The sequence below is a fragment of the Thauera sp. 2A1 genome (assembly GCF_009469595.2).
Classification (GTDB): domain Bacteria; phylum Pseudomonadota; class Gammaproteobacteria; order Burkholderiales; family Rhodocyclaceae; genus Thauera.
The window spans coordinates 1-24,800 of the sequence record NZ_SSXV01000025.1 but is presented as its reverse complement, the minus strand read 5'-3'; the positions used below and the strand labels follow the sequence as shown (position 1 = coordinate 24,800).

The window sequence follows — 24,800 nt, the reverse complement described above, 5'->3', positions numbered from 1 at the left end:
GCTCCTTCATACGGTGACAATGGCGAGTTCGTGGCGCGCACGTGCGGGCGCGCCGGCCAGCCGGTAGTTGATCGAAACCATCAGCGCCAGCAACAGCGCGGCGCCCGCGTTGTGCGCGGCGGCCAGCCCCAGCGGCAGCGACAGCCAGACGTTGGCAGCGCCCAGCGACACCTGCAGCAGCAGCGCGGCGGCGAGGGCAAGCCCGAGGCGTTCCATCCCCTTCCGGCCGGCAAGCGTGAAACCCAGCGCCAGCAGCACGGTGCCGACGACCACCGCGCCGATGCGATGCGCCCAATGGATGGCGGTGAGCGCCGCATTCGACAGCAACTCGCCATCCGCCGTCATACCGAGTTCTCGCACCACATGGAAGGCGTTGCCGTAGTCGGCGCGGGGCCACAGGCTGCCGTGGCAGGTGGGGAAGTCGGTGCAGGCGAGCGCGGCGTAGTTGGTGCTCGTCCAGCCGCCCAAGGCGATCTGTGCGAACAGCAGCGCAAGGCCGATGCGCGCCGCCATGCACAGCCGAGGCGCGACGCCACCGACACCCCCCGCCTGCAGCCGCGCCACACCCATCGCGCGCAGCGCAAGCCAGGCGAGCAAGGCCAGCGTCGTCATGCCGCCCAGCAGGTGGGCGGTGACGATGGCCGGTTTCAACAGCAGGGTGACTGTCCATTTGCCCAGCAGCCCCTGGAACACCACCACCCCGACAAGCAGGCTGGCCACCCGTGCGGATACCGTCGCCTGGCTGCGCAGCCGCCAGGCGAGAAAGGCGATGGCGATGATCAGCAGGCCAAGGCTGGCCGCCAGGTAGCGGTGGGTCATCTCCTTCCAGGCCTTGGGCAGGCTCACCGGGCCGTGCGGCGCGGCCTCGTGTGCATCGAGGATTTCCGCCGCCGCATGCGCGGGGCTGAGCTTGCCGTAGCACCCTGGCCAGTCGGGACAGCCGAGGCCGGCATCGGACAGCCGCACATAGGCGCCGAACACCACCACACAGGCGGTGAGGCCGAGCGCCAGCAGCACAAGGCGGCGATAGAGCATCAGCGCGCGGTCCATGGCCGCCCTAGCCCTTCGCGCCACGACCGAGCGCGGAATACTTCAGCAGGCGCTGCAGGTCCTTGGTGAGGCCGCGTGCGGCACGGATCGAGTCGGAGTCGTCGTCGAAACGCATCATCACGTTGCCGAGCGGATCGACAAGGAACACCGCGCCCGCCACCGCGTCGGCGCCCAGCGCGGCCAGCCAGGCGGCGTCGGCGCGTGCCAGGCGCAGGCCTTCCTGCGCGGCCAGCGCCGGGGCAGCAGGCGTGCCGGAGTCGGTAACGAGCCACACGCGCGCGACGCGTTCCGCGTCCTGCGCCTGCGCCAGCCTCGCCTGGCGCGACACATAGAGCGCACGCGCACACGCTGCATCGCAGGCCGCGGGCGCAGCGAACACCAGCGTCCAGCGGCGCTCCAGCTCCGCACGCGCCAGCGGGGCCTGCCCGCTAACGCCGTCGAGCACCGTTGCCGGCAACATTGCCGGAGTCAGCAGCGTGCCGTGGTTGACCCGGCCCTGTGGCTGCCACAGATAGAAGGTGAAGTAGGAGGCGAGCACCGGCAGCACGCAGACGATCGCGAGCAGGATCAACGTGCGGCGGCTGCGCCGCCGCTGGCCCGGTGCGTGGGGCTGCAAGTCTGCCACTGCGTCAGCGCGATGAAGGGTCAGGCTATCGTTCATGAAAGGATTCCCGCGTCAGGAGGCGCCCCGCATACCAGGCCGTCAGCGCCGCAAAAAGTCCGGCCAGCGCGTACCACTGCAGCGCATAGCCACGGTGGCGGTCGGCGCCCACGAAGGGTTCCGGCCAGTCCCGCGACAAGCCATCGGCCGCCGCGGAGGTCTGCTGCACCATCCAGCCGGCCAGTTGCGTGCCGGCCGCATCGCCAATCAGGCGGCGATAACGGTCGACATCGAGGTGCTGCCAGCGGCGGCCGTCCGCCACGTCGGCACCCAGGGAGAAGGGTCTGGCCTCGAACGGGCGCACGCGGCCTTCGACGGTCTGCGGCCCGGGCGGCGTGAGGGTGACGGGCAAGCGGCTGCGGTCGGCATCGGCCGCCACCCAGCCGCGGTTCACCAGCACGGTGCCCGAGCCGTCGGCAAGGCGCAGCGGCGTCAGCACGTGGTAGCCGGCACGCCCGCCCTGGGTGCGGTTGTCGAGCAGGATGCCGTGCTGCGCCAGCCATTCACCTTCGAGACGCAGCGGCTGGCCGGGGGCTGGCAGGTCGCTGGCGCGCGCTGCGACAAGACCGCCGCGCGCCAGCAGGTTGAAGCGTTGCTGCAGGTCAGCCTTTTCCTGCGCCCTGCGCGTCTGCCAGTTGCCCAGCGACACCGTCAGCGCAACAAGCAACAGGCCAGCCACCAGGGGCACCGCCGTGCGCAGCGCCGTGGCCATCGAGCGCCCTCCGCGCCGGACCGCGCCGGGCGACGGCCCCTGCGCGACGGAGCGCAGGCGATGCGCGGAACGATCGGCCGCCTGAAGGCTCATTGGCCCCGCTCCGCCGCCGCATTACACTGGCGCGACACCGTCCGGAGCCCGGCCATGCGCATCATCGTCATCCTTTTCCTCATCCTGATCGTGTCCAGCCTGGGCTCGGCGCTGCTGTTCCTGCTGCGCGACCGCGGACAGGGTGGCACGCGCGTGGCGCGCGCGCTGGCGATCCGCGTCGGCCTGTCGCTGACGCTGTTCGCGCTGCTGATGGCGGGATTTGCGACGGGGCTCATCGACGGCAGGCTCTGACGGTTTTCACAGCCAATAGACGACGACGAAGAGCAGCAGCCACACGACATCGACGAAGTGCCAGTACCACGCCGCGGCCTCGAAGCCGAAGTGGTGCTCCGGGCTGAAATGGCCGGCAAAGGTGCGGAACAGCATCACCGTGAGCATGATGGCGCCCACCGTGACGTGCATGCCGTGGAAGCCGGTGAGCAGGTAGAAGGTGGAGCCGTAGATGCCGCTTTCGAGTCGCAGGTTGAGCGCTTCGTAGGCGTGGATGTACTCGTAGGCCTGCAGCGCAAGGAAGATGGCGCCGAGCAGGATGGTGACCGCCAGCCCGAGCTTGAGTTGACCGCGCTTGCCGTTGAGCAGGCCGTAGTGCGCGAAGGTGAGCGTGACGCCCGAAGTCAGCAGGATCAGGGTGTTGATCGCCGGGATTCCCCACGCAGCCATTGGCGTGAAGGGGTCGGCAGCGTATGGGCCGGCAGTCGGCCACGCGCCGCTGAAGCCATTCCACAGCAGGGCGGCATTGTCGCCCGACGACAGCCAGGGAACGGACAGCACGCGGGCGTAAAACAGGGCACCGAAGAACGCCGCAAAGAACATCACTTCGGAGAAGATGAACCAGCCCATCGACCAGCGGAAGGACTTGTCCACCCGCCGCCCGTAGCGTCCTCCCTGCGATTCGCGCACGACCTGGCCGAACCAGCCGAACATCATGAAGATGAGGGTGGCGATGCCGAGGAAAAACATCCAGCGCCCGGCAGGCACCGCGTTCAGCCACAGGGCCGCACCGCTGCCGAACAGAAGCAGGGCGACCGAGCCGACGATGGGGTACTTCGACGGTTCGGGGACGAAGTAATGATCCCCTGCATGCATGCCTGAAGCCCGGTTCATGACTTTGCCTCCCATTTCAGTTCTTGCTCCGCGGGCGCGGACGTCGCCGCGACTCCTCATACGTCATGCCGCCAAACTTTGAATCGCTCCTGGATCCATCCCTAGAGGCCGGCGACGCCGACGATCCACTGCACGATCAGCACCAGCACGATCACGAACACCGCCCCCGCCAGCACGCCGGCCACCACGACGGCGAGCGGGTTGAGTGAGCCCGCGTCGTCGATGTAGGCCTGACGCCGGCGCACCCCGAAGAACGACCACAGCACGGCCCGCATCGTGGCGAGGAAGCCGGCACGCCGAGGGGCGTCGGTCACGATGCCCTTCCTCCTGCGCTGCTCGCGGCACTGCGACCCTTGAGCTCGAAGAACGTGTAGGACAGCGTAATGGTATTGACGTCGGACGGCAGCGCGGGATCGACGACGAAGACGACCGGCATGATTCGCCGTTCACCCGGCGCGAGGGTCTGCTGCGCGAAGCAGAAGCAGTCGAGCTTGCGGAAGTACTGCCCGGCCAGTTGCGGGCCGTAGCTGGGTACGGCCTGGCCGGTGATTGGTTCAGCGCGAGTGTTGGTGACTTCGTATTCGACATGGACGAGCTGCCCGGGGTGCACGCTGACCGAACGCTGCACGGGCTGGAAGCGCCACGGCAGGTCGTGCAGGTTGGCGTCGAACTGGACGAGGATGCTGCGGCTGGCGTCGACCTGAGAGTTGAGCGGGGCGTCTGCCGCGAAGCGGGCGCCGGCTTCGGCCTCAGGGCGTAGGACGTTGTTGATGCCGGTGGCTTCGCAGATCTTTTCGTAAAAAGGGACGAGCAGGAAACCGAATCCGAACATGACGAGCGCGGACAGCGCCAGCCGCAGCAGCAGGCGCCGGTTGTCTGAGGCGAGGCCGTTGTCGACGGGCGAATTCATCGGCCGAAAACCTTGTACTTGAGGATGACGAAGAGGAAGAAGGTGAGCGCCACCGCAGCCAGGGCCAGGCCCATGCGGAGGTTCGCGGCGCGGCGGTCAGACTTGGTCATCTCGATGGTTCCGTTCATGAGTGCCTGCGATCCGCGCCAGTCGGGGTGTGCGCGCCGCACCCTGCGGAACTCGCCCTCGCTGCGCTCGGTGCTCGGACAGTCCTCGGATGCTCTGCGCACACCCCGACCGTCGCTCTCTCCAGATAAATACGGCGCCCATCATGGTCACCAGCCGCTCACCGGACGACCGGCGCTTCCTCGAACGTGTGATACGGCGCGGGCGAAGGCACGGTCCATTCCAGCCCTTCGGCGCTTTCCCATGAGCGTGCCGCGGCGCGTTCGCCACCGCGGATGCATTTCACGACGACGACGATGAAGATCAGTTGCGACAGTCCGAAGCCAAAGGCGCCGACGCTGGCGAGGGCGTTGAAATCGGCGAACTGCAGCGCGTAGTCGGGGATGCGGCGCGGCATGCCGGCCAGCCCGAGGAAATGCATCGGGAAGAAGGTGATGTTGAAGAAGACGAGGGAGCACCAGAAGTGCAGCTTGCCGAGGAATTCGCTGGGCATGTGGCCGGTCCATTTGGGCAGCCAGTAGTAGGCGCCGGCGAAAAGCGCGAACAGCGAGCCGGCGACCAGCACGTAGTGGAAGTGGGCGACGACGTAGTAGGTGTCCTGCACCTGGATGTCGATCGGGGCGATGGCGCAGATGAGGCCGGTGAAACCGCCCATCGTGAACACGAAGATGAAGCCGGTGGCCCACAACATGGGCGGCTCGAAGCTCAGCGAACCGCGCCACATGGTGGCGATCCAGTTGAACACCTTCACTCCGGTGGGCACGGCGATCAGCATCGTCGCATACATGAAGAAGAGCTGCCCGGCGGCGGGCATGCCGGTGGCGAACATGTGGTGTGCCCACACCGCGAAGGACAGGATGGCGATGGAGGCGGTGGCGTAGACCATGGACGCGTAGCCGAACAGCGGCTTGCGCGAGAAGGTGGGGATGATCTGGCTGACGATGCCGAAGGCCGGGAGGATCATGATGTAGACCTCCGGGTGGCCGAAGAACCAGAAGATGTGCTGGTACATCACCGGGTCGCCGCCGCCGGCGGCGTTGAAGAAGCTGGTGCCGAAGTGGCGGTCGGCGAGGATCATCGTCACGGCGCCGGCAAGCACCGGCATCACCGCAATCAGCAGGTAGGCGGTGATGAGCCAGGTCCAGCAGAACAGAGGCATTTTCATCATCGTCATGCCGGGCGCACGCATGTTGAGCACCGTCACGACGATGTTGATGGCCCCCATGATGGAGCTCACGCCCATGATGTGGATGGCGAAGATGGCCAGGTCCATGCCCATGCCCATCTGCACCGACAGCGGCGCATAAAGTGTCCAGCCCGCAGCGGTGGCGCCGCCGGGCGCGAAGAACGAGCCGATGAGCAGGATCGCGGCCGGCGGCAGCAGCCAGAAGCTCCAGTTGTTCATGCGCGCGAAGGCCATGTCGGAGGCGCCGATCATCAGCGGGATCATCCAGTTCGCGAAGCCGACGAAGGCCGGCATGATGGCGCCGAACACCATGATCAGGCCGTGCATGGTGGTGAGCTGGTTGAAGAACTCCGGCTGCACCACCTGCAGCCCCGGCTTGAACAGTTCGGCACGGATCGTCAGCGCCAGCACGCCCCCGGACAGGAACATGATGAAGCTGAAGATCATGTACATCGTGCCGATGTCTTTGTGGTTGGTCGTCGTGAGCCAGCGCATCACGCCCCTGGGGGCGTGATGTCCATGCAACTGATCCGGGGTGACGGCAGCCATGCGAAGTTCTCCTGGCGGATGGCGACGAGTGCGACGGTTACGACGAGTGCGACGGTTGCTGGACGCAGGTGCCGGGGCGGCAGCTCAGCCCTTGTCCGGCGCGGTGGCGGGCGCGGAATCGGGCTCGGCTGATGGCGCTGCAGACGCAGTTGCCGCAGCCTTGGCCTTCTGTTCCGCAACCCAGGCGGCGTATTTCTCTGCTGACAGCACCTGCACGACAATGGGCATGAAGCCGTGGTCGCGGCCGCAGAGTTCGGCGCAGTTGCCGCGATACACCCCTTCCTTGTCGGCGCGGAACCAGGTGTCGCGGATGAAGCCGGGAATGGCGTCCTGCTTCACCCCGAAGGCGGGCACCCACCACGAATGGATGACGTCGTTGGCGGTGAGCAATACGCGGATCTTCTTGCCGACCGGGACCACCAGCGGGTTGTCGACTTCCAGCAGATAGGCATCGCCCTTGGGCGCGCCGCCGTCAATCTGCTCGCGCGGCGTGGACAGCGCCGACAGGAAGCGGATGCCCTCGCCTTCGCCCTGCAGGTAGTCGTAGCCCCATTTCCACTGATAGCCGGTGGCCTTCACCGTGAGGTCGGGGTTGGAGGTGTCCTTCATCGCGATGACGGTCTTCGTCGCCGGCCAGGCCATGCCGAGCAGGATCAGCACCGGAATGATGGTCCAGGCGATCTCGACGGCGGTGTTCTCGTGGAAATGGGCAGCGACGGCGCCCTTGGACTTCCGGTGATTGAACACCGCCCAGAACATCACACCGAACACGCCGACGAAGATGATCAGACAGATCAACAGCATCAGGGTGTGCATGTCGTTGATCTGCTCGGCGATCCCGGTCACCGGTTGCTGCAGGTTGTAGCGGGCGTGCGGCTCGGCGTGCGCGAGCGAGACAGACGAGGCGAGGCATAACGCTGCGATGCGACCGGCACGACCCATGACTTCCCCCAGGCGGATGCAGTATTAGCAATTTCGATCGATGGTGCCATAGCGAATTTAATGATCGCAACATAGGTTTTTGATAAAAATCAATATGCTGCGTTGCAGCACCTGCTAGTCACCAGAGCCTGCAACCGCTGCGGGGCCAAATTGGGGGTTTTCCCGCAGGGCATTTTTTCGCTACGCAACATCGCCTGATGCGCGGGCATTCCCGTCCCTGGCGGAGACACACCAATCCGCCCTAACCCGCGTCCGTCGGGCGTGACGGCTGCGCATTCCCGGGTGGTGCAATCAGTATTACCCTGATGACTCCTTCCTTAGGCGCCACGAGACCTTGGGCACTGCAACCTCGCCCCCTTTCGACCTGTTTGCCAGCCTGACGGGCGGCATCGGCATGTTCCTGCTCGGCATGCACATGCTGACCGAAGGCCTCAAGCTCGCCGCCGGCCGCGCGCTCGAGACCCTGCTCGAAAGCGGCACGTCGACGCGCCTGCGTGGCCTTGCCGCGGGCGCCCTGATCACCGCGCTGGTCCAGTCCTCGACCGCAGTCACAGTGGCCAGCATCGGCTTCGTCAACACCGGGTTGCTGTCGCTGCGCAACGCGATGTGGGTGATCTTCGGCTCCAACGTCGGCAGCACGCTCAACGCCTGGCTGGTCGCCGCGCTGGGATTCGGCCTCAAGATCGACGCCTTCGCGCTGCCGCTGATCGGCGTGGGCGCGATCATGCTCTTCGCCGGCCGGACGGTGCGCTCGCGCGCCATGGGCCAGGCCCTGGCGGGTTTCGGCGTGCTCTTTCTCGGCATCGACGTGCTCAAGGAGGGTTTTTCCTCGTTCGGCACACGCCTCGAGCTGACCAGCTACCTGCGACCGGACTACGTCGGCTACCTGATCCTGGTCGGTGTCGGGACGGCGCTGACGGTGCTGATGCAGACCTCCAGCGCCGTCATCGCGATCGTCATCGCCGCCGCGCAGGGCGGCCTGATACCGGTCGATGCGGCCTGCGCCATCGTCATCGGCACCAATGTCGGCACGCCCTCGACGGCCATCCTCGCCGCCATCGGCGCCACCGCCAACGCACGCAGACTGGCGGCAGTCCACGTGCTGTTCAACCTGGTGACCGGCGCCGTGGCCCTGTTGATGCTGCCCTTGCTCATCGCCCTGCTCGACGTGATGCGAAGCTGGTTCGACCAGCCTGCAACACCGGCGGTGATGATCGCGATGTTCCACACCGCCTTCAACGTGCTCGGCGTGCTGCTGATGATCCCGATCGCCGCCCCCATGCTGCGCATCGTGCGCAAGCGTTTCCGCACGCGCGAGGAAGAGATCGCCCGCCCCCGCCATCTCGACCGCAACAGCCTCGCCGTGCCCGACCTAGCGGTGCGGGCGCTGCGCATGGAGCTCGCCCGCACGCAGGCTTTCGCGAGCGCCAGCCTCGACGCATCGGCCGCGATCCCGCCAAATGAATGCCTCCTCGCCCGCGAGGCCGGCGCGCTGCAGGCGCTCGCGCCGGCAATAGCGAACTATGCCCGCCAGCTCAGCGGAGCACGACTGCCGCCCTCGCTGGTCGATGTGCTGGCGCGTGCGCTACGCACCCTGCAGTATCAGGAGAACGCCGTCGAAGCGGCGCGCCAAGCAAGCGCGCTGGGCAGTACGCTCGGCGTACCGACCGACCCCGAACTCGCCAGCCGGCTCACCGCCTTCCATGGCGCACTCGACGCCCTCGCCACGAGCACCGACATCGACAAGACGGCGTTCAGCGTGGGCGCCGTCGAGATCCTGCTGGACGCGGCGGAGGAGCACTACGCCCACCTGAAGGAGAGCCTGCTGCAAGCCGGGGCGAACGCGCGCATCGACATCCGCAGCATGCAAGACTGGTTGCGGCTCGCCAGCCTGCAGCGGCGAGCCACCGAGCAGGTCGCCAAGGCCGCGCGCATGCTGGCGGCGCTAGAAAGCGGCACCGCCGCACCTGCGGAGATGCGCGCCGAGGCCGACGACGGCGCGCTGGCGGCGAACGGCAGCTGAACGCCGCCCCGCTCCTGGCCGCTGCCTTGAAGGGTGAGGCGCAGGCCCCTCCCCCAGCATCATGTATTTGCGGTGGGCGCTGGGTCAGTCGCGGCCTGCGGTGGCCGATCCTCTACAATCCGTCGCTTCTCGAGACTCCCGCGCCGCCATGTCCTACGCCCGCCCCGCCTTCGAAGGCAAGATCTGCCCGCCCGACCAGCTCGCCACCCGCGCCGCCGCGCTGCCGCGACCGCTGGTGTTCACCAACGGCTGCTTCGACATACTCCATCGCGGCCATGTGACCTACCTTGCCCAGGCCCGCGCGCTGGGCGCCTCCATGGTGGTGGCGCTGAACACCGACGCGTCGGTGAAGCGCCAGGGCAAGGGCGACGACCGGCCGATGAACCCGCTCGAAGACCGCCTGGCGGTGATGGCGGCGCTCGACAGCGTGGATCTTGTCACCTGGTTCGATGAAGACACGCCGATCGCCCGCATCCTCGAAGCGCGACCCGACATCCTGGTGAAAGGCGGCGACTGGGCGCCGGAGAACATCGTCGGCGCGCCCGAGGTCATCGGCTGGGGCGGCGAGGTGCACTCCATCCCATTCGAGGTCGAGCGCTCAACCACCGCGCTGATCCGGCGCATCCGGGGCGCGTAGCACGCATCGGATGGTGGCCGTCTGCGGACGCCATCGGCCGAACAATCTGAGGCAGTAATCCTAAGACAGGGAAGCTGCACATTGCGGATCGCCCGCAGGCTGATCATGTTGGTTGGTCCGGCACGCACCGCCTGCGCATGCTTTTTCATAAGGTGCGTCATCGCTCGCGATCTGCTCCATGTTGCAGCGCGCATGTCGAGACAGATACCAGCCAAGCGGGTACATGACTTTCCCCTGCTCAAGGTTGATGTCCACGACCGGCAGTATCTGGTTGCGTGCTGCCCGTTCCCCGTTGTCGACACCAACTGTTTCGGGACGTACCGCATCAACCGCCTTTGCTTGCAGGCTTTCCCCCAGGCGTCCGTTTGCGCCGATGCCTCCGGCTGCAATTGCGGTGACGACCGGCCCCAGAAAATCCACAAACAGCTCCATCTGGCCAGCACATCTGGGCCGGGATTTATCGCTCGAATCGCAAGGTAGTTCTGCCTTGTCCCGGCTTGCTGCTGTAGGGGTGAAAACATCATTTCGGATCATGACGACCTGAGGAACGAGATGGGCGCGAAGCCAGTCGCGCTGCTCCGTCCTTAGTCCACCAATCGCGCCGCTATGCAGTACTTGCCGCAATGTGCGCAGGATGTCCCCCGTGGTGTGGCCCCCGCTGTTGTCAAAATACCCACCATCCGCAAGATGGCCGCAGATCACCTCGGCGTTCCCTTGCGCGGATTGCGAGCATCTCGCAGCTGGTATTCGGACACTGCCGATGGCATTGACGTAGGGAAAGCGCGCCGCGTTGTGTGCGGCTGTACTGACGGGCAGACCAAGGCCCAGAAATTCGATCTGATCGCGTGCGGTCGGAAAATCGTTGGACGCAATGCGGACATCGCTCGCAATCGCTCTCTCGCCAGTTTCCACCCAAGTGCTGTTCAGGAACAAATGAGGCAGGTGCGTCGAACCGGAGCGCGACAATGACGCGAGCGGTTTCCGCAGGTCCACATCGGACTCGGCCACACCTTCTTCCAGAGCGCGCTCGAACCACGCGCCACGGCTCAGGAATCCGCAGCCAGGCTGGGCACACCAATACGTCGGAATGAAGCGCGCCAGCACATCTTCGAACATCCAGCTCCCTAGCAGCGGCGTCAGTAGGTCTCTCGCACCAAGACTACGGATGCAGGTTCGCAGCCTATCAATCCCATCATCGCCCGGATGACGTTCACGACATACTCGATAGATGCTGATACCGACGGCACCGCCGGACACCCCAGACAACGAAAACGTGCGCCGATCGAACTCCGTGATGCGAGCGGAAAGCTCCGCTAGCACGAGCGCGGGCCAATACGCCGCACGAATGCCACCACCTTCGGCAGAGACGAAGTAAACCGTCAACGATTCAGGACCCTGGCAGCGATTCGACTCTCCCGCACTCCTCCCACACAGGTGTTCCAGCCATGCGACAAGCGCCTCTTCGAGCGTCTGCCGCGGGTCCTTGGCACTCTTCCACTCCTCACCGGACGCGGTAGCGGATTGCTTGCCGCCCAACCCACCGGTCTGATCTTCAGCGGCGCCGAAACACGCCGTTGCACCCGCCGAGTTCGTGTGTACGCAATCCGCAACGCGTGGCCCGAGCATGACAGTGGCAAGTAACGCACCCCCGAACAGGTAGCGCCGCCAGCCGGTGGCCATACGCCATGTCATCAGGGCACCTGCCATCAACAAAAAGGCAATTGCTGCCTGCGCGAACCACATGTCGGACATAGGCAGCGGCGGGATCGCTGCCGCCATCTCTTTCCACGCCACGTGGTTGTCGGCCACACCCGCCCATCCAAGCCCACCAACCACCAATACAAGCAAGCCAAGCACGGGGAAGCCGCTCCGCAGGGTGTACTGCGCGAGCAGACCGACAACGCCGACCCAAAGCGTCATCGCACTGCAGATGACGGCCAGCGTAAGCGGAGGCTGATCCGGAAGCCAAAGGTTCAGCCCGCGTAGGGCAAGCAACAGTAGCAATGCGGCGATCGGCAAACGCGTCGGTGCCTGGGCAAGACCAAGGAAGCGATATCGCTCAAGGTGCAGTTCCCCTCGCGCACCGTCGCTGTCACCCTTGTATTCGAAGTACGCGTCCGGGGCGACGGGCCACTTCGTACGTTTGCTATCCGCACTACGCCCCCAAAGAAAGACGATCGCACCGACCGTGGTCATCGCACCGAAGCCGAGCAGCAGGTAGGCGCTCGACAGCGCCTCAGCGCGGACGGCATCACGCGCTGCAAGACCGCACAGCCAGACAAGCATCAGCACTGGCGCAGCGCCCAGCAGACGTGCCCACCACTTGGCAAACTGGTGGGCCTCGGACGGCCACGTCCGTGGATCTGCTGCTCGATCAACACCGGATTGGCGCTTGATCGCATCCCTGAATGAGGTCGGCCGCCTGAGCCTGCACAGGATTCGCGTCCACATCCAGCACGCATACGCCAGCGCCCAGATCGAGACGGCGCTCACGATCATCGCAAACGCCGCACCTGGGTACAGCCCGGACTGCCAACCATGTGCGATGCCGGCCAACACATCACGGCTCTGATTCAGAGCCAGCACGAGACCAGCGAAGAAGACCAGCGTCGCGAGAACGTAGCGGCTGCGCCAGATGACGTCCGACACGGCGAAACGGAGCAGAGCCCGCTCCAGCACATTCAGGGCAGTGTCCGGCCGTCTGCTGCTGTCCCCGAGCGCCAGGAACCACCGCAGAAATGACAGCAACAGCAAACCGACGGCACAGAAAAAGTAAAGCCACTTCGAAAGAGTTGCCGAAGCTTGCGCCCATGTCGGCAAGTTCAAGTCGTTCGCCAGCAGCGCCCACAAACCGAGCCCGTTCTCGATCTCGTCGGCCACCATGGCCGCCAGCGAGAAAAGGACGATCGCGCACATCAGCATGTGCTGCCGCGGCCAGTTCGGATTCAACGTCGCGACCTTGCCGGAGATCCCGATCAGCAGCACCCCGTAAAGCGGGACGAAGATAAGCGCATCGATGCCCAGATAGGCCAGCGCCAACCACCACACTCCGTGATCCTTCCACCCACATGCGATTGACGAATGATCCGCCTCCAATCTGAGGAAACGCGTCATGCCCTGATCATCGTCCAACTCGAGCACCAAGCCCATCACGCCCAGCAAGATCAGGATCAGGCCGGCGCCCACCGACAGCAGGACGAGCCTGTCGGCAGTCACCGACTCAACGCGTCGAAGGATCGCGGCGCACACCGACTTGCCGCGCGTCCCACCATCTTTCCCGTCGCTGCCCATGATCATCCCCTCCAGCATGTTTCCGAATCCAAACTCGCTGCACTCGACAGCACGGGCGTGCAGCGATCGCACCCCATCCAGCTTGATCAGCCGGACGCAGCCTGTGCCGCCGGCTTACGCCCCGCGCCGCGCAGGCTGACGAGCTTGCCGAGGAGGTCGAACCAGAACGGCGCGCCGAGCCCGGCCATGATCGCGGTCGCGAGCCAGCCGAGAACCGCCCGGAACGTACGCCAACCATCCCATCCGGCACTCACTTCACCGATCCAGCCCACTTCGGGCAGCTTGGCGAGGGCCGTGTCGACACCGTCGGCGAACTTCTTCGTGTCGGCGTCGAGCGCCGCGAGGTAGGTCTTCAGCGCCTCCATTTCCGCATTTCCTTGATCGGACACGACGGCTCGGGCGAGCAAGCGCCCCAGCGTCGGGTTGATCACGCGGTCGGTCTGCGCCCACAGGACCGCCGACTTGCGGAAGCGCTCGATCGCCGTATCGAGGTCTACCCCATCCGACCGCGGACAACGCAGGTATTGAACCCAGTCGGCGAGTGGTGCGGCATCGACAGGCTGTGGCAGCGGCGATTCACCACAGGGCTGGCCCGCGGCGGCCGACAGTTCGGGCAGCGCGGCGGCAAGCGCCTTGCTTCTCGCGCCGAGCGCCGTCGCGGTCAGGAACGGCCATGCCGCGTTCGCCAGGAGCGGGTTCCAGTGGTTGGCGTCGTGCATCATGCGGAGCGCGAGCGCGGTCGCGTCGCGCGTGCCGGCAGCCTTCAGTTGATCCGTCGGCGTCTTGTTTGCGGACGCCTTGTGCGGTGCGACCTGAGTTGCGTCGTCACGCATGCGCACGGCCCAACTGCCCACCACCGCGGCGAAGCGCTCGGGTGACTTCGCCTCCTCGCCGGTGACGGCATCGACGCTCATCTGCAGCGCAGTGGCGCGCAGGGCCTCATCCTTCAACAGGCGGCTGCCGATGTAGAAGCTGTCGAGATTGAAGACGGCGGCAAAGACGAAGGCGAACAGCGCCAGCCAGAGCTGGGTGCGCCGTTTGTACCAGCCGGAGGCTCGCTCCATGGCGGCATCGAAGCCCGCCTCCATCGACGCCCTGACCTTATCCAGCGAATCCGCGCCGTTGGTGAGCGCCGTCTCGATCATCGCGCGGACGCCGGCCGGCAGCGCAACGCTCGGAGTGGCGACGATCTCGCGCAGCCGGGCAACGGTCAGCGACTCGCCCGGCGCCAGCCCCGCCGCCTTGCGCACCAGATCGAGCAGCACTTCGGCATACTGCTCGCGCGGAATGTAGCTCGGCCGCGAAGCGCTATCGGCAGTCATCACCCGCGCCGTGCTGAGCGCACGGATCAGCGCATGGCCATAGAACCGGGAGGTCCAGTTGTCATCCGCGCCTTGTGCGCCGCCGGCGCGATTCGCGGCGCCTTCCACCAGCTGCGCGATGCAACTCTCCAACCCCTTTGCGCGCAGCTTCAGGTAGCTCGCGACGGCCTCGACGACGAAGGAGGCAACGACCGCGGTCAGCAGGTACAGCAGGGCCAGGCCGATCAAGAGTTCGAGCAGGACGTTCATGGCACGCTCCCCGGAGTGACGGTAGGCAAAGCCTAGCAGCCGCGCGAAACTGCGCCATCACCCGATCGGGTGAAAAAGCCGCAGCGCATCACCTATATTGCGTATGTCGGGCCAGCATCCCGGCCACCCCGTCGTGGAGACATCGACCATGAACGCCCCCGACATCCATCAGCTCGACCCGGTGATCTCCGCCCTCTACGAGGCCACGCTCGAGCCCGACCGCTGGCCCGGCGCCCTGCAGGCGATGGCGCAACTGGGTGAGGCGCAGGCCGCGGTCTTCGTCGACATGGACTACGCGCTGTCGGTGCTGTGGCGGCACGTGCTGCACAACGTGGACGAGGAGGCGCACCACGTCTATCTGAAGCGGTACGCGCAGCTCGACCCGCGCCTGCCGGTGATGATGAAGGCGCCGGAACTGCAATGGATCTCGGACGTCGAGGCGCTGCCCGCCGCAACGCGCGCCGAAAATCCGGTCTATCGCGACTACCTCGTACCCCGCGGTCTGCAGGAATGCCTGATGGCGAAGACCGCGGTCGAAGGTGCACGCCACGGTAACCTGGTGCTGCTGAAGGTCGGCGCTGCCGACCGCTTCAGCGCGGCGCAGCGCGCGATGCTCGCGCTCCTGTTGCCACACGTGGATCGTGCAGTCCGCATTTCACGGCGGCTCTCGGCCTTTGCCCGGGCGTTGGCGTTCGGCAGCCGCGGAATAGACGAAAGCGACGAGCCGGTGGCCGCGCTCACCAGCACCGGCCAGGTCAACGAAGCGAATCCCGCCTTCGAGTGCCTGCTCGCGAACGGCGACATCTTCGTCCTTGGCCGTGGTCGCACGCTGCGCTGCACTTCGGACGATGCACAGGCCCGGCTCGGACGTTCGATCGCCGACGCGCTCGAACTGGCCAAGGGCAACACGCGTCACGACGGGCGCAGCTCGCCGGTGGTGGCGGTAGACCGCGCAGAAGGCCCCCCGCTGCTGGTGACCGTCGCGCCGCTGATGCAGATGGGCGCGCACCCCTGGTTCGAGCAGGCGGGGGTCCTGATCAAGGTGTCCGATCCACTGCGGCCACCGAGCGAGGCGGTGCTGCAGCAAGGCTTCGGCCTCACGGCGGCCGAGGCGCGGCTGGCCTGCACTCTGCTGGGCGGCGGTACGCTGGCCGACGTCGCATCGCGCATCGGTGTTTCGGCAAACACGGTGAAGACGCAACTTCAGGTGGTGTTCCAGAAAACTCGCACCACCCGGCAACCCGAGCTGGTCGCACTGCTGCGCGCCATCCAGCACTGAGGCCGCCGGCCCCCAGCCAGCGATCCGGCAACGCCACACGGCGACACCACCGAAACCCGGTAAAATCCCGGGCGATGAGCTTCGCCCGCCCCGCACCTTCCGCCCTTCACGTCCTCGAGCACGTCTTCGGCTACACCGCCTTCCGCGGCGAGCAGCAGGCCATCGTCGAGCATGTGGCGTCGGGGGGCGATGCGCTGGTGCTGATGCCGACCGGCGGCGGCAAGTCGTTGTGCTACCAGATCCCGGCGCTGCTGCGCGAAGGCACGGCGATCGTGGTGTCGCCGCTGATCGCGCTGATGCATGACCAGGTCAGCGCGCTGGTGGAAGCCGGCGTGCAGGCGGCCTTCCTGAACTCCAGCCTGGACGCCGATGCCGCGCGTGCGGTGGAACGCGCGCTGTACGCGGGCGATCTCGACCTGGTCTATGTCGCGCCCGAGCGACTGATGACGCCGCGCTTTCTCGACCAGCTCGACCACCTGCGCGACACCGGCCGGCTGGCGCTCTTCGCCATCGACGAGGCACACTGCGTGTCGCAGTGGGGCCACGACTTCCGCCCGGAATACCTGCAGCTCTCCATCCTGCCCGAGCGCTATCCGTCCATACCGCGCATCGCGCTGACTGCCACCGCCGACCGCCAGACGCGCGAGGAGATCGCCCAGCGCCTGAACCTGCAGGATGCACGCCGCTTCGTCTCCAGCTTTGACCGGCCGAACATCCGCTACACCATCGTCGAGAAGGACGATCCGCGCCGCCAGTTGCTGCAATTCATCCGCGAGGAGTTCTCGTCGGAAGCGGGCATCGTGTATTGCCTGTCGCGGCGCAAGGTGGAAGAGACCGCCGTCTGGCTGCAGGAGCAGGGACTCAACGCCCTGCCCTACCACGCCGGGCTGCCGCAGGAGGTGCGCGCCGAGCACCAGACCCGCTTCCTGCGCGAGGACGGACTGATCATGGTGGCGACGATCGCCTTCGGCATGGGCATCGACAAGCCCGACGTGCGCTTCGTCGCGCACCTGGACCTGCCGCGCTCGATCGAAGGCTACTACCAGGAGACCGGCCGGGCGGGGCGCGACGGCCTGCCGGCTCAGGCATGGATGGCCTGGGGTGCACAGGACGTGGTGCAGCAGCGGCGCATGATCGACGAATCGGAAGCAAGCGAGGAGTTCAAGCGCCTCGCCCGCAACCGCCTCGACGTGCTCGTGGGTCTGGTCGAAGCGACCACCTGCCGCCGCCAGCACCTGCTCGCCTACTTCGGCGAGCAGGCGCCGCCCTGCGGCAACTGCGACAACTGCCTGCATCCGCCGCAGACCTGGGACGCCACCGAGGCAGCGCGCAAGGCACTGTCCTGCGTGTACCGGACCGGCCAGCGCTACGGCGCCGGCCACCTCATCGACGTGCTGCGCGGCGAGCGCACCGACAAGGTGGTCGAGCGCGGCCATCAGGACATCACCACCTTCGGCATCGGCAGCGATCTCGACGAGAAGCGCTGGCGCACGATCTTCCGCCAATTGGTGGCACGCGAGCTGGTGGCGGTGGACCACGAGCGCTACAACGCGCTGCGCCTGACCGACGCCGCCCGCCCGCTGCTGCGCGGCGAAACCGAATTCCACCTGCGCCTCGAACGCGAACAGGGTCGCAGCCGCAGCAAGCGCCGCAGCGCCACCAGCATCGACATTCCCGGCGGCATCCCGACCACGCTGTTCGACCGCCTGCGCGCGTGGCGCGCCACTCAGGCGAAGGAACGCAACGTGCCCGCGTACGTGATCTTCCACGACGCCACGCTGCGCGAGATCGCCATCGCCCGTCCGGGCAGCATCGGCGAACTGGCCGGCATCAGCGGCATCGGCGACCGCAAGCTGGAGGCCTATGGCAGCGCCATTCTCGACGTGATCGGCGAGACGAGCTGACCCCGCCGCCGGTTGCGAACGAGCCCGCCCTCCCGCGCGCCGGTGCAAGTCCATCATGCCGAGCCCGAAACGCAAGCCCATCACCACCGTACTTCGCATGCTCGCCGCGGCTGCGCTGGGCTACGCGATCGTCCTCGGCTACCTGTACCTGAATCAGGAAAGCCTCCTCTTCCATCCGGAACCCCTGCCCGCCGATTACCACTTCGACCTCGACCATCCGGGCCAGCGCGTCGACGAAGTGCGCATCCCGGTGCCGGACGGCGAGATCCATGCGCTGCACTTCCGCCAGCCGGCGGCGCGCGGGCTGGTGTTCTACCTGCACGGCAACGGCGGCAACCTCGCCACCTGGACGACCAATGCCGACTTCTACCGACAGCAGAACTTCGACCTCTTCATGCTCGACTACCGCGGCTACGGCAAGAGCCGTGGCCGCATCACGAGCGAGGCGCAGTTGCACGCCGACGTCCGTGCGGCCTGGGACACGGTGGCGCCCGCCTACGCCGGCCGGCCGGTGGTGGTGCTCGGCCGCTCGCTCGGCACCGCGCTCGCCACCTGGCTGGCGCGCGACGTGCGGCCGGACCTGCTGGTGCTGGTGACGCCCTACACCAGTGCGCTGGCGCTCGCCCGCCAGCATTACCCCTTCGTGCCGGGCGCGCTGGTGCGCTATCCCCTGCGCAACGACACGCTGATCGGCGAGATTGCCAGCCCGGTGCTGCTGCTACACGGCACCGCGGACGATCTGACGCCGCTCGAGCATGCGCGCACGCTGCTCGCGCTGGCCCGCTCGCCGGCCGAACTGCAGGTGATCGCCGGTGCGGGGCATGACGACATCCACGGCTTCCCTGCCTACCGTCAGGGGCTGGCGACCCACCTCCAGGATCTGAGCCGCTGAACGGCCGATGACGTCGGAGTCCCCGCCGGTCCGGCTGAGAACCGCGACAAACTGCCAGCCCCACCCGACGACCGCCCCGCTACTGCAATGGCGGCGCCGGCTGCGGCAGAGGCTTGATCTGTTCGATCAGGTTCGGCACGTCTGCCGCACGCGGGACATGGCAGGCGCGCGCAGCCGCCTTCGGGTCACGGTAGAAGCGTCCCTTGACAGACTCGCATCGCTCTCGGGTGGAAGCCCGCACCTGCCCGCGGTTGCAGCAATAGCCCTGCTCCGCCCGCCGGCAGACGGCCTCGGCGCGCGCCCCACTGGTGAAGAACTCGCCGCCGGCACGCTCGCACCTGTCGCGAACGGTCTCGAACAGCTTGCCGCGGTCACAGCAGTAGCCTCGCTCCTCCGCCGGACGGCAGGTTTCAGCGGCCTCGTCGCGGCCCACAAAGAAGCGGCCACTGCAACGATCACGGGACGTCGCGCTCAGGCGACCGTCGCTGCAGCAGTAGCCATTCTGCGGCTCGTCGGGACGTGGCTGTTCGCATCGCGCCGCAGCCTCGCGCTCCGATGCAGAGAAGAACCCGCGGCAATCATCGACCGCGCTGCGTCGCAGGCGGCCACGCTCGCAGCAGTAACCGATGCGCGCCGGTTCCGCCTGGCCGCCTGCGGCAGCGCCGTCGATCCCGGCGATCCAGTTTCGCGCCGCCTCCCACTCTTGCGGCGAGGCACGCTGCACGCTGGGCACGCTGCGGTTCGGGTAGTCGGACAGCAGCATCTCGCCGCGCTGCAGCCGCATCGGGCTCCAGCGACCCGTGCGCGAGCGGCACACGACGACACCCTCGAGCACGACGACCTTCAGCATGCCGCCGCGCACGACCTGCAGCACGTACTCCGTGCCCTCGACGCCGGTAACGACGTTCTCGGTGTCGACCTCGAACAGTCCACGCACGCGCGCCAGGATGCGGCCGAATTCGACGAACAGCGACCCCGTTCGCACGCGGGTGTTGCGGTCGAGCACGATCTCGCCGCCATCCGGGTAGCGAATCACCGCGAGGGCGTCCGGTCCGGTGTGCACCACGTCGCCCGGCTGCAGCGCGGCGGGCGGTTTCACCGCCAGCGTGCGGCCGTCACGCCACACCTCCACCATGCCGGCCAGCTCCGTGCCCCCGTACGACTGATAGCGGCCCGGGCGCAATGGATCCTCGCGCATGACATTCACCAGCGATGGCGCACAACCTGCCAGCATCAGGCCTGCAAGCAGCACGGCGATGGCGCGCAGCACGACGCAGACCGGCGTGGCAACACGGGCGTTCATGGACCACCTCCAGGAATGGGGACGCCAGCCGCCTTGCGCTCGAGCCTGCCAAGCAGCAGGAAGGCGGCCAGGAAGGCGCCGACATCGTAGAGCGGATTGAGCAGCACACCGGCTGCGGCGAGAATCGATGCGCTGAAGGCGAGATATGCCAGCACCACGGCGACGGGCACGAGCATCCGGATCGCGCGGGACCGCCCGACGAGGAAGAAGGCGGTCACCCCACCCGCCAGCGCCAGCACGACCATGCCGCCAAGCTGCGCCGCCCAGCCGGGTGGCCGCAGCGTGGAACCGACAAGCAGGCTGCGCATGGCGTCGGCCTGCAGCTCGACGCCGAAGCGGTCCTCGGTGCGCAGGCCACGGCGCACCGAGTGCTCGTCGAGCGCCGACGAAGTGGCGATGCCGACGATGACCAGCCGGCCACGCGCCTCCGCGGCGGAGGCATCGGTCTCAAGCCACCGGGCGTAGGCATGGCGCCGGGCGGGTGCGCGCCAGTCGTCCAGTGGCGACAGCCACAGCAGGCGCGAGGCGATCACGTCGTCGTCGGCAAGTGCCGGACAGTGCGAGCGCGCCCGCCGCCGGATTTCGGAGAAGCCGACCGGCGCCACCCCGGGGCCGGTGCTGCGCAGCGTGATCTCGCGCGGCCCGCGCCGGATGAGGTCGGGCGTGCCGCCGAACACCGCGGTGAGCGCCAGCGCCGGGGCCTCGGCCGGCTCGGCGTCCAGCATGGTGAAGGGGTTGGCCGCGCGTTGCCTGTCCACAGCGCGGGCGAGCGGCATGGCGAACAGATAACCCTCCTGCTCGCCCAGGCAGGCCACGCCCCACTCGGCGCCCGCGTTCAGGAGCGCGGGCGCGAGCCGCGGGCGGCCGTCGTCGAGCTGCTTGACGGCGAACACGACACGGCTGCCGCGCTGGCGCGCGCGAGACAGCGCCGCGACAAGCATGGCGTCGGCAGGGCTCTCGCGCTCGAGAAAGAAGTCGAGGACGATCACCGCCGCGCCGGCCGCCGACAGACGGTCGATGAGCTGGGCGTGCAGTTCGCGCCAGGCGGGCGAACCATCGTAGGCGCGGCCGAGTCGCCGCTCGCTGTCGTCGTCGAGCGCGACGATGAGCACCCCCTCCTCGCGCCCCAAGACCGTCGGTTCGCCGGCCAGCGCCATGCTGTAACTGGCGATGCGGGTGTCCAGCCCCAGCAGGCCGAACAACCCCAGCCAGGCGGCGAGGAAGGCGAGCAGAACGACCAGCGGCACGACGACGGCGCCGCGCGCGGCAAAGCGCAGCAGGCGCTGCACCTCGTCCACCCGCCGCCGCACGAAGCCGCGCGGGCGGCCGAGCACGGCATCGACCAGGCGCTCGAAATCGTCGCGAAAGTGCGCGGCGTCCAGGGCCAGCGCCTCGCAGTCGGCGAGCGGGCGCAGCGCCGCCGGCAAGGCCTCGCGCGCGGGCATCGCAGCGCCTTCGACCAGCACCGGGATCACCCGCTTGCGCAGCGCCAGCCCGGTCGCCAGCTCATGCGCAACGAAGTCTCCCGCCGCCCACAACCGTGGCTGCCCTCCCGCATCGGCGATCGTCGCCCAGCGCGGGCCGATCACCGCCAGCAACACGTCGCACGCCGCCAGCCCGTCCTCCAGCCGCCGCGGGAACGGCTCGCCGGGCGGGATGGACTCGCGATCGAAGAAGACCCGGTCCATCCCGAACTGCCGCTCGCACCAGTCGAACAGCCGCCAGGTACTCCCGGCGGAGTCGTCACGGCGATAGCTGATGAAGATCCGCGTCATCGATCCGGCCCCGGCCCGCATGCGCGTCCTCCCGCGGTGCGTATGCCTTGCATTCTAGGTGCGCCGGCAGCGGATTGCCGGCCGACGGAATCCCGCTACGGGAAGCTGTGCGAATGCGCCGAATCCGGCGGGGCGACCGGAGGACGCACCGGCGCGATCAGGTCGGCAACCGACTGCGCGATGGTGTCCGCGATGGCGCGATTCCTCCTCTTTCGCGGCGAGGAATCGCGGCCTTCGATCGCACGTCTGTCAGAAGGCCTTGCTGACGCCCAGCATCCCCGCCCAGTCCGACGTGAGCTGCACGCCATTCACATGCTGATGGAGCGGCAGCTGCACGAAGGCATAGGCCTGGAAATCGCGCGCGATCGCGTAGCTCAGGCCGGGGCTGAGGAACAGCTTGCGCGAGCCGCTGTCCTCGGGCTCGGCCTCGATGCCGCTGTCGCGGCTGCGCAACTGGAAGTTCGCCTGCACGAAGGCGGCCCACTGCGGTGCCAGTTGCCGCTGCCAGCCGACATCGACGCTGTACTGGTTGCCGGGCCGGAAACCATCGCTCTGGCCGACGGCCACCTGAGCCATCGCCTGCACGAACAGCGCCGAGTCGCCGTCTTGGAGCGGCAGCCGATACCAGGCACCGACGATGCCGTCGGTGGTGCCGGTGCCTGGCTGCAGGCTGCGTTCCGCCCGCTGCCCGTCGGCGTTGTCCACCTTGTGGCTGCCGGTGGGCAGCTTGACGCCGAAGTTCACGCCGGCGCTCGGCGACAGGCCGTCGCCCATCAACTGGTAGCGCCCCACCACGCGCACGTCGCCGACGCGGCTGAAATTCCAGGCCTCGGTCTCGTGCGCGATGCTGCCATCGTCTTCGTGATGATTGTGGACGTGCGAATGGCTGCGGCTGGTGACCGGCATCGTGACCGACACGCCCCAGCGCGGGTCGATCGCATAGTCCAACGTGCCCAGCCAGTTGCGGTTGATCGTGCGCAGTTCGTCGTGGTGGCGTGGAACGTCGCCGACGGAGGCCTCGTGCGAGCCGCGGCGCAACTGGTCCTGGTCGATGAACTGGTACTGCAGGTCAAGCCGCAGCCCAGGCTCGGTCCATACCCCCTGCGCATGCCAGTTGGTGTTGATCGAGCAGAACGCTTGGCCGCATGAGGCCGTCGCCAGCGGTGAAGCCGAGGCAGCGGCGAGCGCGAGAAGGAGCGGGCGGAGCGGGCGGAGTGCGGGTCTGGCACATGCATTCATCGTGAATTCCTGGCTATTCGTCGGCAGGCAATATAGCAAGGACCCCCTGTAGCCGCTCATGCGACGCAATGTCGCACCGCCAGTTGGCTGCAACCTCGTCACTGCATGTCAGTCCGCCGTCCGCCACCGCGTTCTTGCCGACCATGAGACAGGACGGGAGCCCCGTGGGCTCCCGTCCTGTCTCACAGCATCTGCAGCAAAGGAATCAGCGCTTGAAGCGCTCCTCGGCGATCGCATCGGCCACTTCGCCGGTCGGGCGTTCTTCCTTGCGCGAGCGCTCGAAGACTTCCATCAGGTTGTCGTAGATACCCTCGATGTGGCGCAGCAGCACACCGCGATCGAAGCCGGTGCGCTCGTGGTACACGTCGATGATGCCGCCGGCGTTGATGACGTAGTCGGGCGCGTACAGGATGCCGCGGCGGAACAGCTCGGTGCCGTGGCGGGCCTCGGCGAGCTGGTTGTTGGCGGCGCCGGCGACGATCTTCGCCTTCAACTGCGGGATGGTCACATCGTTGAGGATGGCGCCCAGTGCGCAGGGGGCGAAGAGGTCGACGTCCAGGCCGAAGATATCCTCGGGGGCGACGACGGTGGCGCCCAGTTCGCGCGCGGCCGCGGTCAGCGATTCGCGGTGGATGTCGGTCACCCACAGCTCGGCGCCGGCTTCCTTCAACTGGCGGGCGAGGTCGAAGCCGACGTTGCCCACACCCTGCACCGCGACGCGCAGGCCTTGCAGCGAATCGCGGCCGAGGCGCTCCTTCACCGCGGCCTTGATGCCGACGAACACGCCGTAGGCGGTGGCCGGCGACGGGTCGCCGCTGCGCACGCCGTCATCGGTGGGCTTGTCGACGATGCCGGCGACGTGACGGGTGAACTGCGCCATGTACTTCATGTCGGCGACGCTGGTGCCCGAATCCTCGGCAGCGATGTAGCGGCCGTTCAACTGCTCCAGCGCGCGGGCGAAGGCGGCGAGCAGCTCCGGCGTCTTCTGCGTGCGCGGGTTGCCGATGATGACCGACTTGCCGCCGCCCAGCTTCAGGTTGGCCATCGCCGACTTGTAGGTCATGCCGCGCGACAGCCGCAGCACATCGCGGATCGCCTCGTCCTCGGTGGCATAGGGCCACATGCGGCAGCCGCCCAGCGCGGGGCCGAGGTTGGAATTGTGGACGGCGATGATCGCCTTCAGTCCGCTCGCGTCGTCGCTGACGAAAACGACCTGCTCGTGATCGGCGAAATCGATCTGGGAAAAAACGGCCATGGGTGTCTCCTTCCTTATGGTGAAGTGTGCCGGCCTGCGCGCCGCGAGGCGGTTGGCCACGAGACTGCGTGGCCGGCGGGTGGTTGATTCGGTTGAATGATGCGTTGCCGCCTTGTAGGAGCGGGCTTGACCGCGATTTGACGGGGTCGGTCGCGGTCAAGCCCGCTTATATGGACGCCTCCCGGTTTGGCAAGTGAAGTTTGCATTTGACGCTTGAGGATCTGGCTGCAGTCTTATATCCGGCCTGTTGTGCAGACCCGATGTCTGCTGGCCCTGA

The 24,800-nt window shown here is 67.2% G+C and carries 21 protein-coding genes; 6 read left to right on the top strand and 15 right to left on the bottom strand.

Translation table 11 applies throughout. The features are described from left to right. Nucleotides 1-6 precede the first annotated feature (6 nt). Genes GH664_RS18560 through GH664_RS18550 form a run of 3 tightly spaced genes read right to left on the bottom strand, consistent with a single transcriptional unit; the run spans nucleotide 7 to nucleotide 2,516 of the window. Nucleotides 7-1,050, bottom strand: coding sequence for a heme A synthase (locus GH664_RS18560; RefSeq protein ID WP_228111609.1), 1,044 nt, complete (start codon nucleotides 1,048-1,050; stop codon nucleotides 7-9). 7 nt (nucleotides 1,051-1,057) lie between these two features. Further along, nucleotides 1,058-1,711, bottom strand: coding sequence for a hypothetical protein (locus tag GH664_RS18555; protein WP_228111608.1), 654 nt, complete (start codon nucleotides 1,709-1,711; stop codon nucleotides 1,058-1,060). Beyond that, nucleotides 1,701-2,516, bottom strand: coding sequence for an SURF1 family protein (locus GH664_RS18550; RefSeq protein WP_228111607.1), 816 nt, complete (start codon nucleotides 2,514-2,516; stop codon nucleotides 1,701-1,703). Before GH664_RS18550 ends, GH664_RS18555 begins: the two co-directional genes overlap by 11 nt. A gap of 54 nt (nucleotides 2,517-2,570) precedes the next feature. On the opposite strand from GH664_RS18550, the gene GH664_RS18545 reads away from it, so the two are divergent. Beyond that, complete coding sequence (locus GH664_RS18545) at nucleotides 2,571-2,768, top strand: twin transmembrane helix small protein (protein WP_153169553.1); 198 nt, start codon at nucleotides 2,571-2,573, stop codon at nucleotides 2,766-2,768. A 6-nt stretch (nucleotides 2,769-2,774) separates the two neighbouring features. Here GH664_RS18545 and GH664_RS18540 read toward each other — a convergent pair whose 3' ends face one another. The 6 genes from GH664_RS18540 to coxB form a co-directional block, all read right to left on the bottom strand. Beyond that, nucleotides 2,775-3,641 (bottom strand): cytochrome c oxidase subunit 3, encoded by an 867-nt coding sequence (locus tag GH664_RS18540; protein ID WP_153169552.1) that lies wholly within the window; start codon nucleotides 3,639-3,641, stop codon nucleotides 2,775-2,777. Between the two features lie 101 nt (nucleotides 3,642-3,742). Beyond that, entirely contained in the window at nucleotides 3,743-3,916 is a 174-nt protein-coding gene (locus tag GH664_RS18535; RefSeq protein WP_153169604.1) for a DUF2970 domain-containing protein, read from the bottom strand. Between the two features lie 35 nt (nucleotides 3,917-3,951). Then, nucleotides 3,952-4,551 carry a cytochrome c oxidase assembly protein gene (locus GH664_RS18530; RefSeq protein ID WP_153169551.1) on the bottom strand — a complete coding sequence of 200 codons (600 nt, stop codon included), beginning with the start codon at nucleotides 4,549-4,551 and terminating at the stop codon, nucleotides 3,952-3,954. Beyond that, nucleotides 4,548-4,679: a cytochrome oxidase small assembly protein gene (locus GH664_RS18525; RefSeq protein ID WP_228111606.1), complete on the bottom strand. Its 132-nt coding sequence runs from the start codon at nucleotides 4,677-4,679 to the stop codon at nucleotides 4,548-4,550. Before GH664_RS18525 ends, GH664_RS18530 begins: the two co-directional genes overlap by 4 nt. Before the next feature lie 158 nt (nucleotides 4,680-4,837). Next, the gene (gene ctaD, locus GH664_RS18520) at nucleotides 4,838-6,412 is read right to left on the bottom strand and encodes a cytochrome c oxidase subunit I (protein WP_153169550.1); all 1,575 of its coding nucleotides are present in this window, start codon (nucleotides 6,410-6,412) and stop codon (nucleotides 4,838-4,840) included. A gap of 84 nt (nucleotides 6,413-6,496) precedes the next feature. After that, complete coding sequence (gene coxB, locus GH664_RS18515; protein WP_153169549.1) at nucleotides 6,497-7,354, bottom strand: cytochrome c oxidase subunit II; 858 nt, start codon at nucleotides 7,352-7,354, stop codon at nucleotides 6,497-6,499. A 334-nt stretch (nucleotides 7,355-7,688) separates the two neighbouring features. On the opposite strand from coxB, the gene GH664_RS18510 reads away from it, so the two are divergent. Both GH664_RS18510 and rfaE2 read left to right on the top strand, forming a co-directional pair. After that, a complete protein-coding gene (locus GH664_RS18510; protein WP_308445478.1) occupies nucleotides 7,689-9,377 on the top strand; it encodes a Na/Pi symporter in 1,689 nt (562 codons plus the stop codon). 148 nt (nucleotides 9,378-9,525) lie between these two features. Further along, nucleotides 9,526-10,014: a D-glycero-beta-D-manno-heptose 1-phosphate adenylyltransferase gene (gene rfaE2, locus GH664_RS18505; protein WP_153169548.1), complete on the top strand. Its 489-nt coding sequence runs from the start codon at nucleotides 9,526-9,528 to the stop codon at nucleotides 10,012-10,014. Nucleotides 10,015-10,074: 60 nt separating this feature from the next. Here the strand turns inward: rfaE2 and GH664_RS18500 are convergent, their stop codons facing one another. Together GH664_RS18500 and GH664_RS18495 are read right to left on the bottom strand one after the other, a co-directional pair. Continuing rightward, a complete protein-coding gene (locus GH664_RS18500; protein ID WP_153169547.1) occupies nucleotides 10,075-13,323 on the bottom strand; it encodes a hypothetical protein in 3,249 nt (1,082 codons plus the stop codon). A gap of 68 nt (nucleotides 13,324-13,391) precedes the next feature. Continuing rightward, entirely contained in the window at nucleotides 13,392-14,876 is a 1,485-nt protein-coding gene (locus GH664_RS18495) for a hypothetical protein (RefSeq protein WP_153169546.1), read from the bottom strand. A gap of 148 nt (nucleotides 14,877-15,024) precedes the next feature. Here GH664_RS18495 and GH664_RS18490 point away from each other — a divergent pair, with 148 nt between their 5' ends. From GH664_RS18490 to GH664_RS18480, 3 genes are all read left to right on the top strand, one after another. Continuing rightward, nucleotides 15,025-16,155, top strand: a complete 1,131-nt coding sequence (locus GH664_RS18490; RefSeq protein ID WP_153169545.1) for a helix-turn-helix transcriptional regulator — start codon at nucleotides 15,025-15,027, stop codon at nucleotides 16,153-16,155. 74 nt (nucleotides 16,156-16,229) lie between these two features. Continuing rightward, nucleotides 16,230-18,059 (top strand): DNA helicase RecQ, encoded by a 1,830-nt coding sequence (recQ, locus tag GH664_RS18485; protein WP_153169544.1) that lies wholly within the window; start codon nucleotides 16,230-16,232, stop codon nucleotides 18,057-18,059. 55 nt (nucleotides 18,060-18,114) lie between these two features. Next, the gene (locus tag GH664_RS18480; RefSeq protein ID WP_153169543.1) at nucleotides 18,115-18,951 is read left to right on the top strand and encodes an alpha/beta hydrolase; all 837 of its coding nucleotides are present in this window, start codon (nucleotides 18,115-18,117) and stop codon (nucleotides 18,949-18,951) included. A 79-nt stretch (nucleotides 18,952-19,030) separates the two neighbouring features. Here the strand turns inward: GH664_RS18480 and GH664_RS18475 are convergent, their stop codons facing one another. The 4 genes from GH664_RS18475 to GH664_RS18460 all read right to left on the bottom strand — a co-directional run bounded on the left by GH664_RS18475 (nucleotide 19,031) and on the right by GH664_RS18460 (nucleotide 24,523). Beyond that, nucleotides 19,031-20,254: a FecR family protein gene (locus tag GH664_RS18475; protein ID WP_153169542.1), complete on the bottom strand. Its 1,224-nt coding sequence runs from the start codon at nucleotides 20,252-20,254 to the stop codon at nucleotides 19,031-19,033. Then, nucleotides 20,251-22,029: a CHASE2 domain-containing protein gene (locus GH664_RS18470; RefSeq protein ID WP_228111605.1), complete on the bottom strand. Its 1,779-nt coding sequence runs from the start codon at nucleotides 22,027-22,029 to the stop codon at nucleotides 20,251-20,253. Before GH664_RS18470 ends, GH664_RS18475 begins: the two co-directional genes overlap by 4 nt. Nucleotides 22,030-22,278: 249 nt before the next feature. Then, nucleotides 22,279-23,268, bottom strand: a complete 990-nt coding sequence (locus tag GH664_RS18465) for a transporter (protein WP_194270441.1) — start codon at nucleotides 23,266-23,268, stop codon at nucleotides 22,279-22,281. Nucleotides 23,269-23,473: 205 nt separating this feature from the next. Then, the gene (locus GH664_RS18460) at nucleotides 23,474-24,523 is read right to left on the bottom strand and encodes a Glu/Leu/Phe/Val dehydrogenase dimerization domain-containing protein (RefSeq protein ID WP_153169539.1); all 1,050 of its coding nucleotides are present in this window, start codon (nucleotides 24,521-24,523) and stop codon (nucleotides 23,474-23,476) included. Nucleotides 24,524-24,800 lie beyond the last annotated feature (277 nt).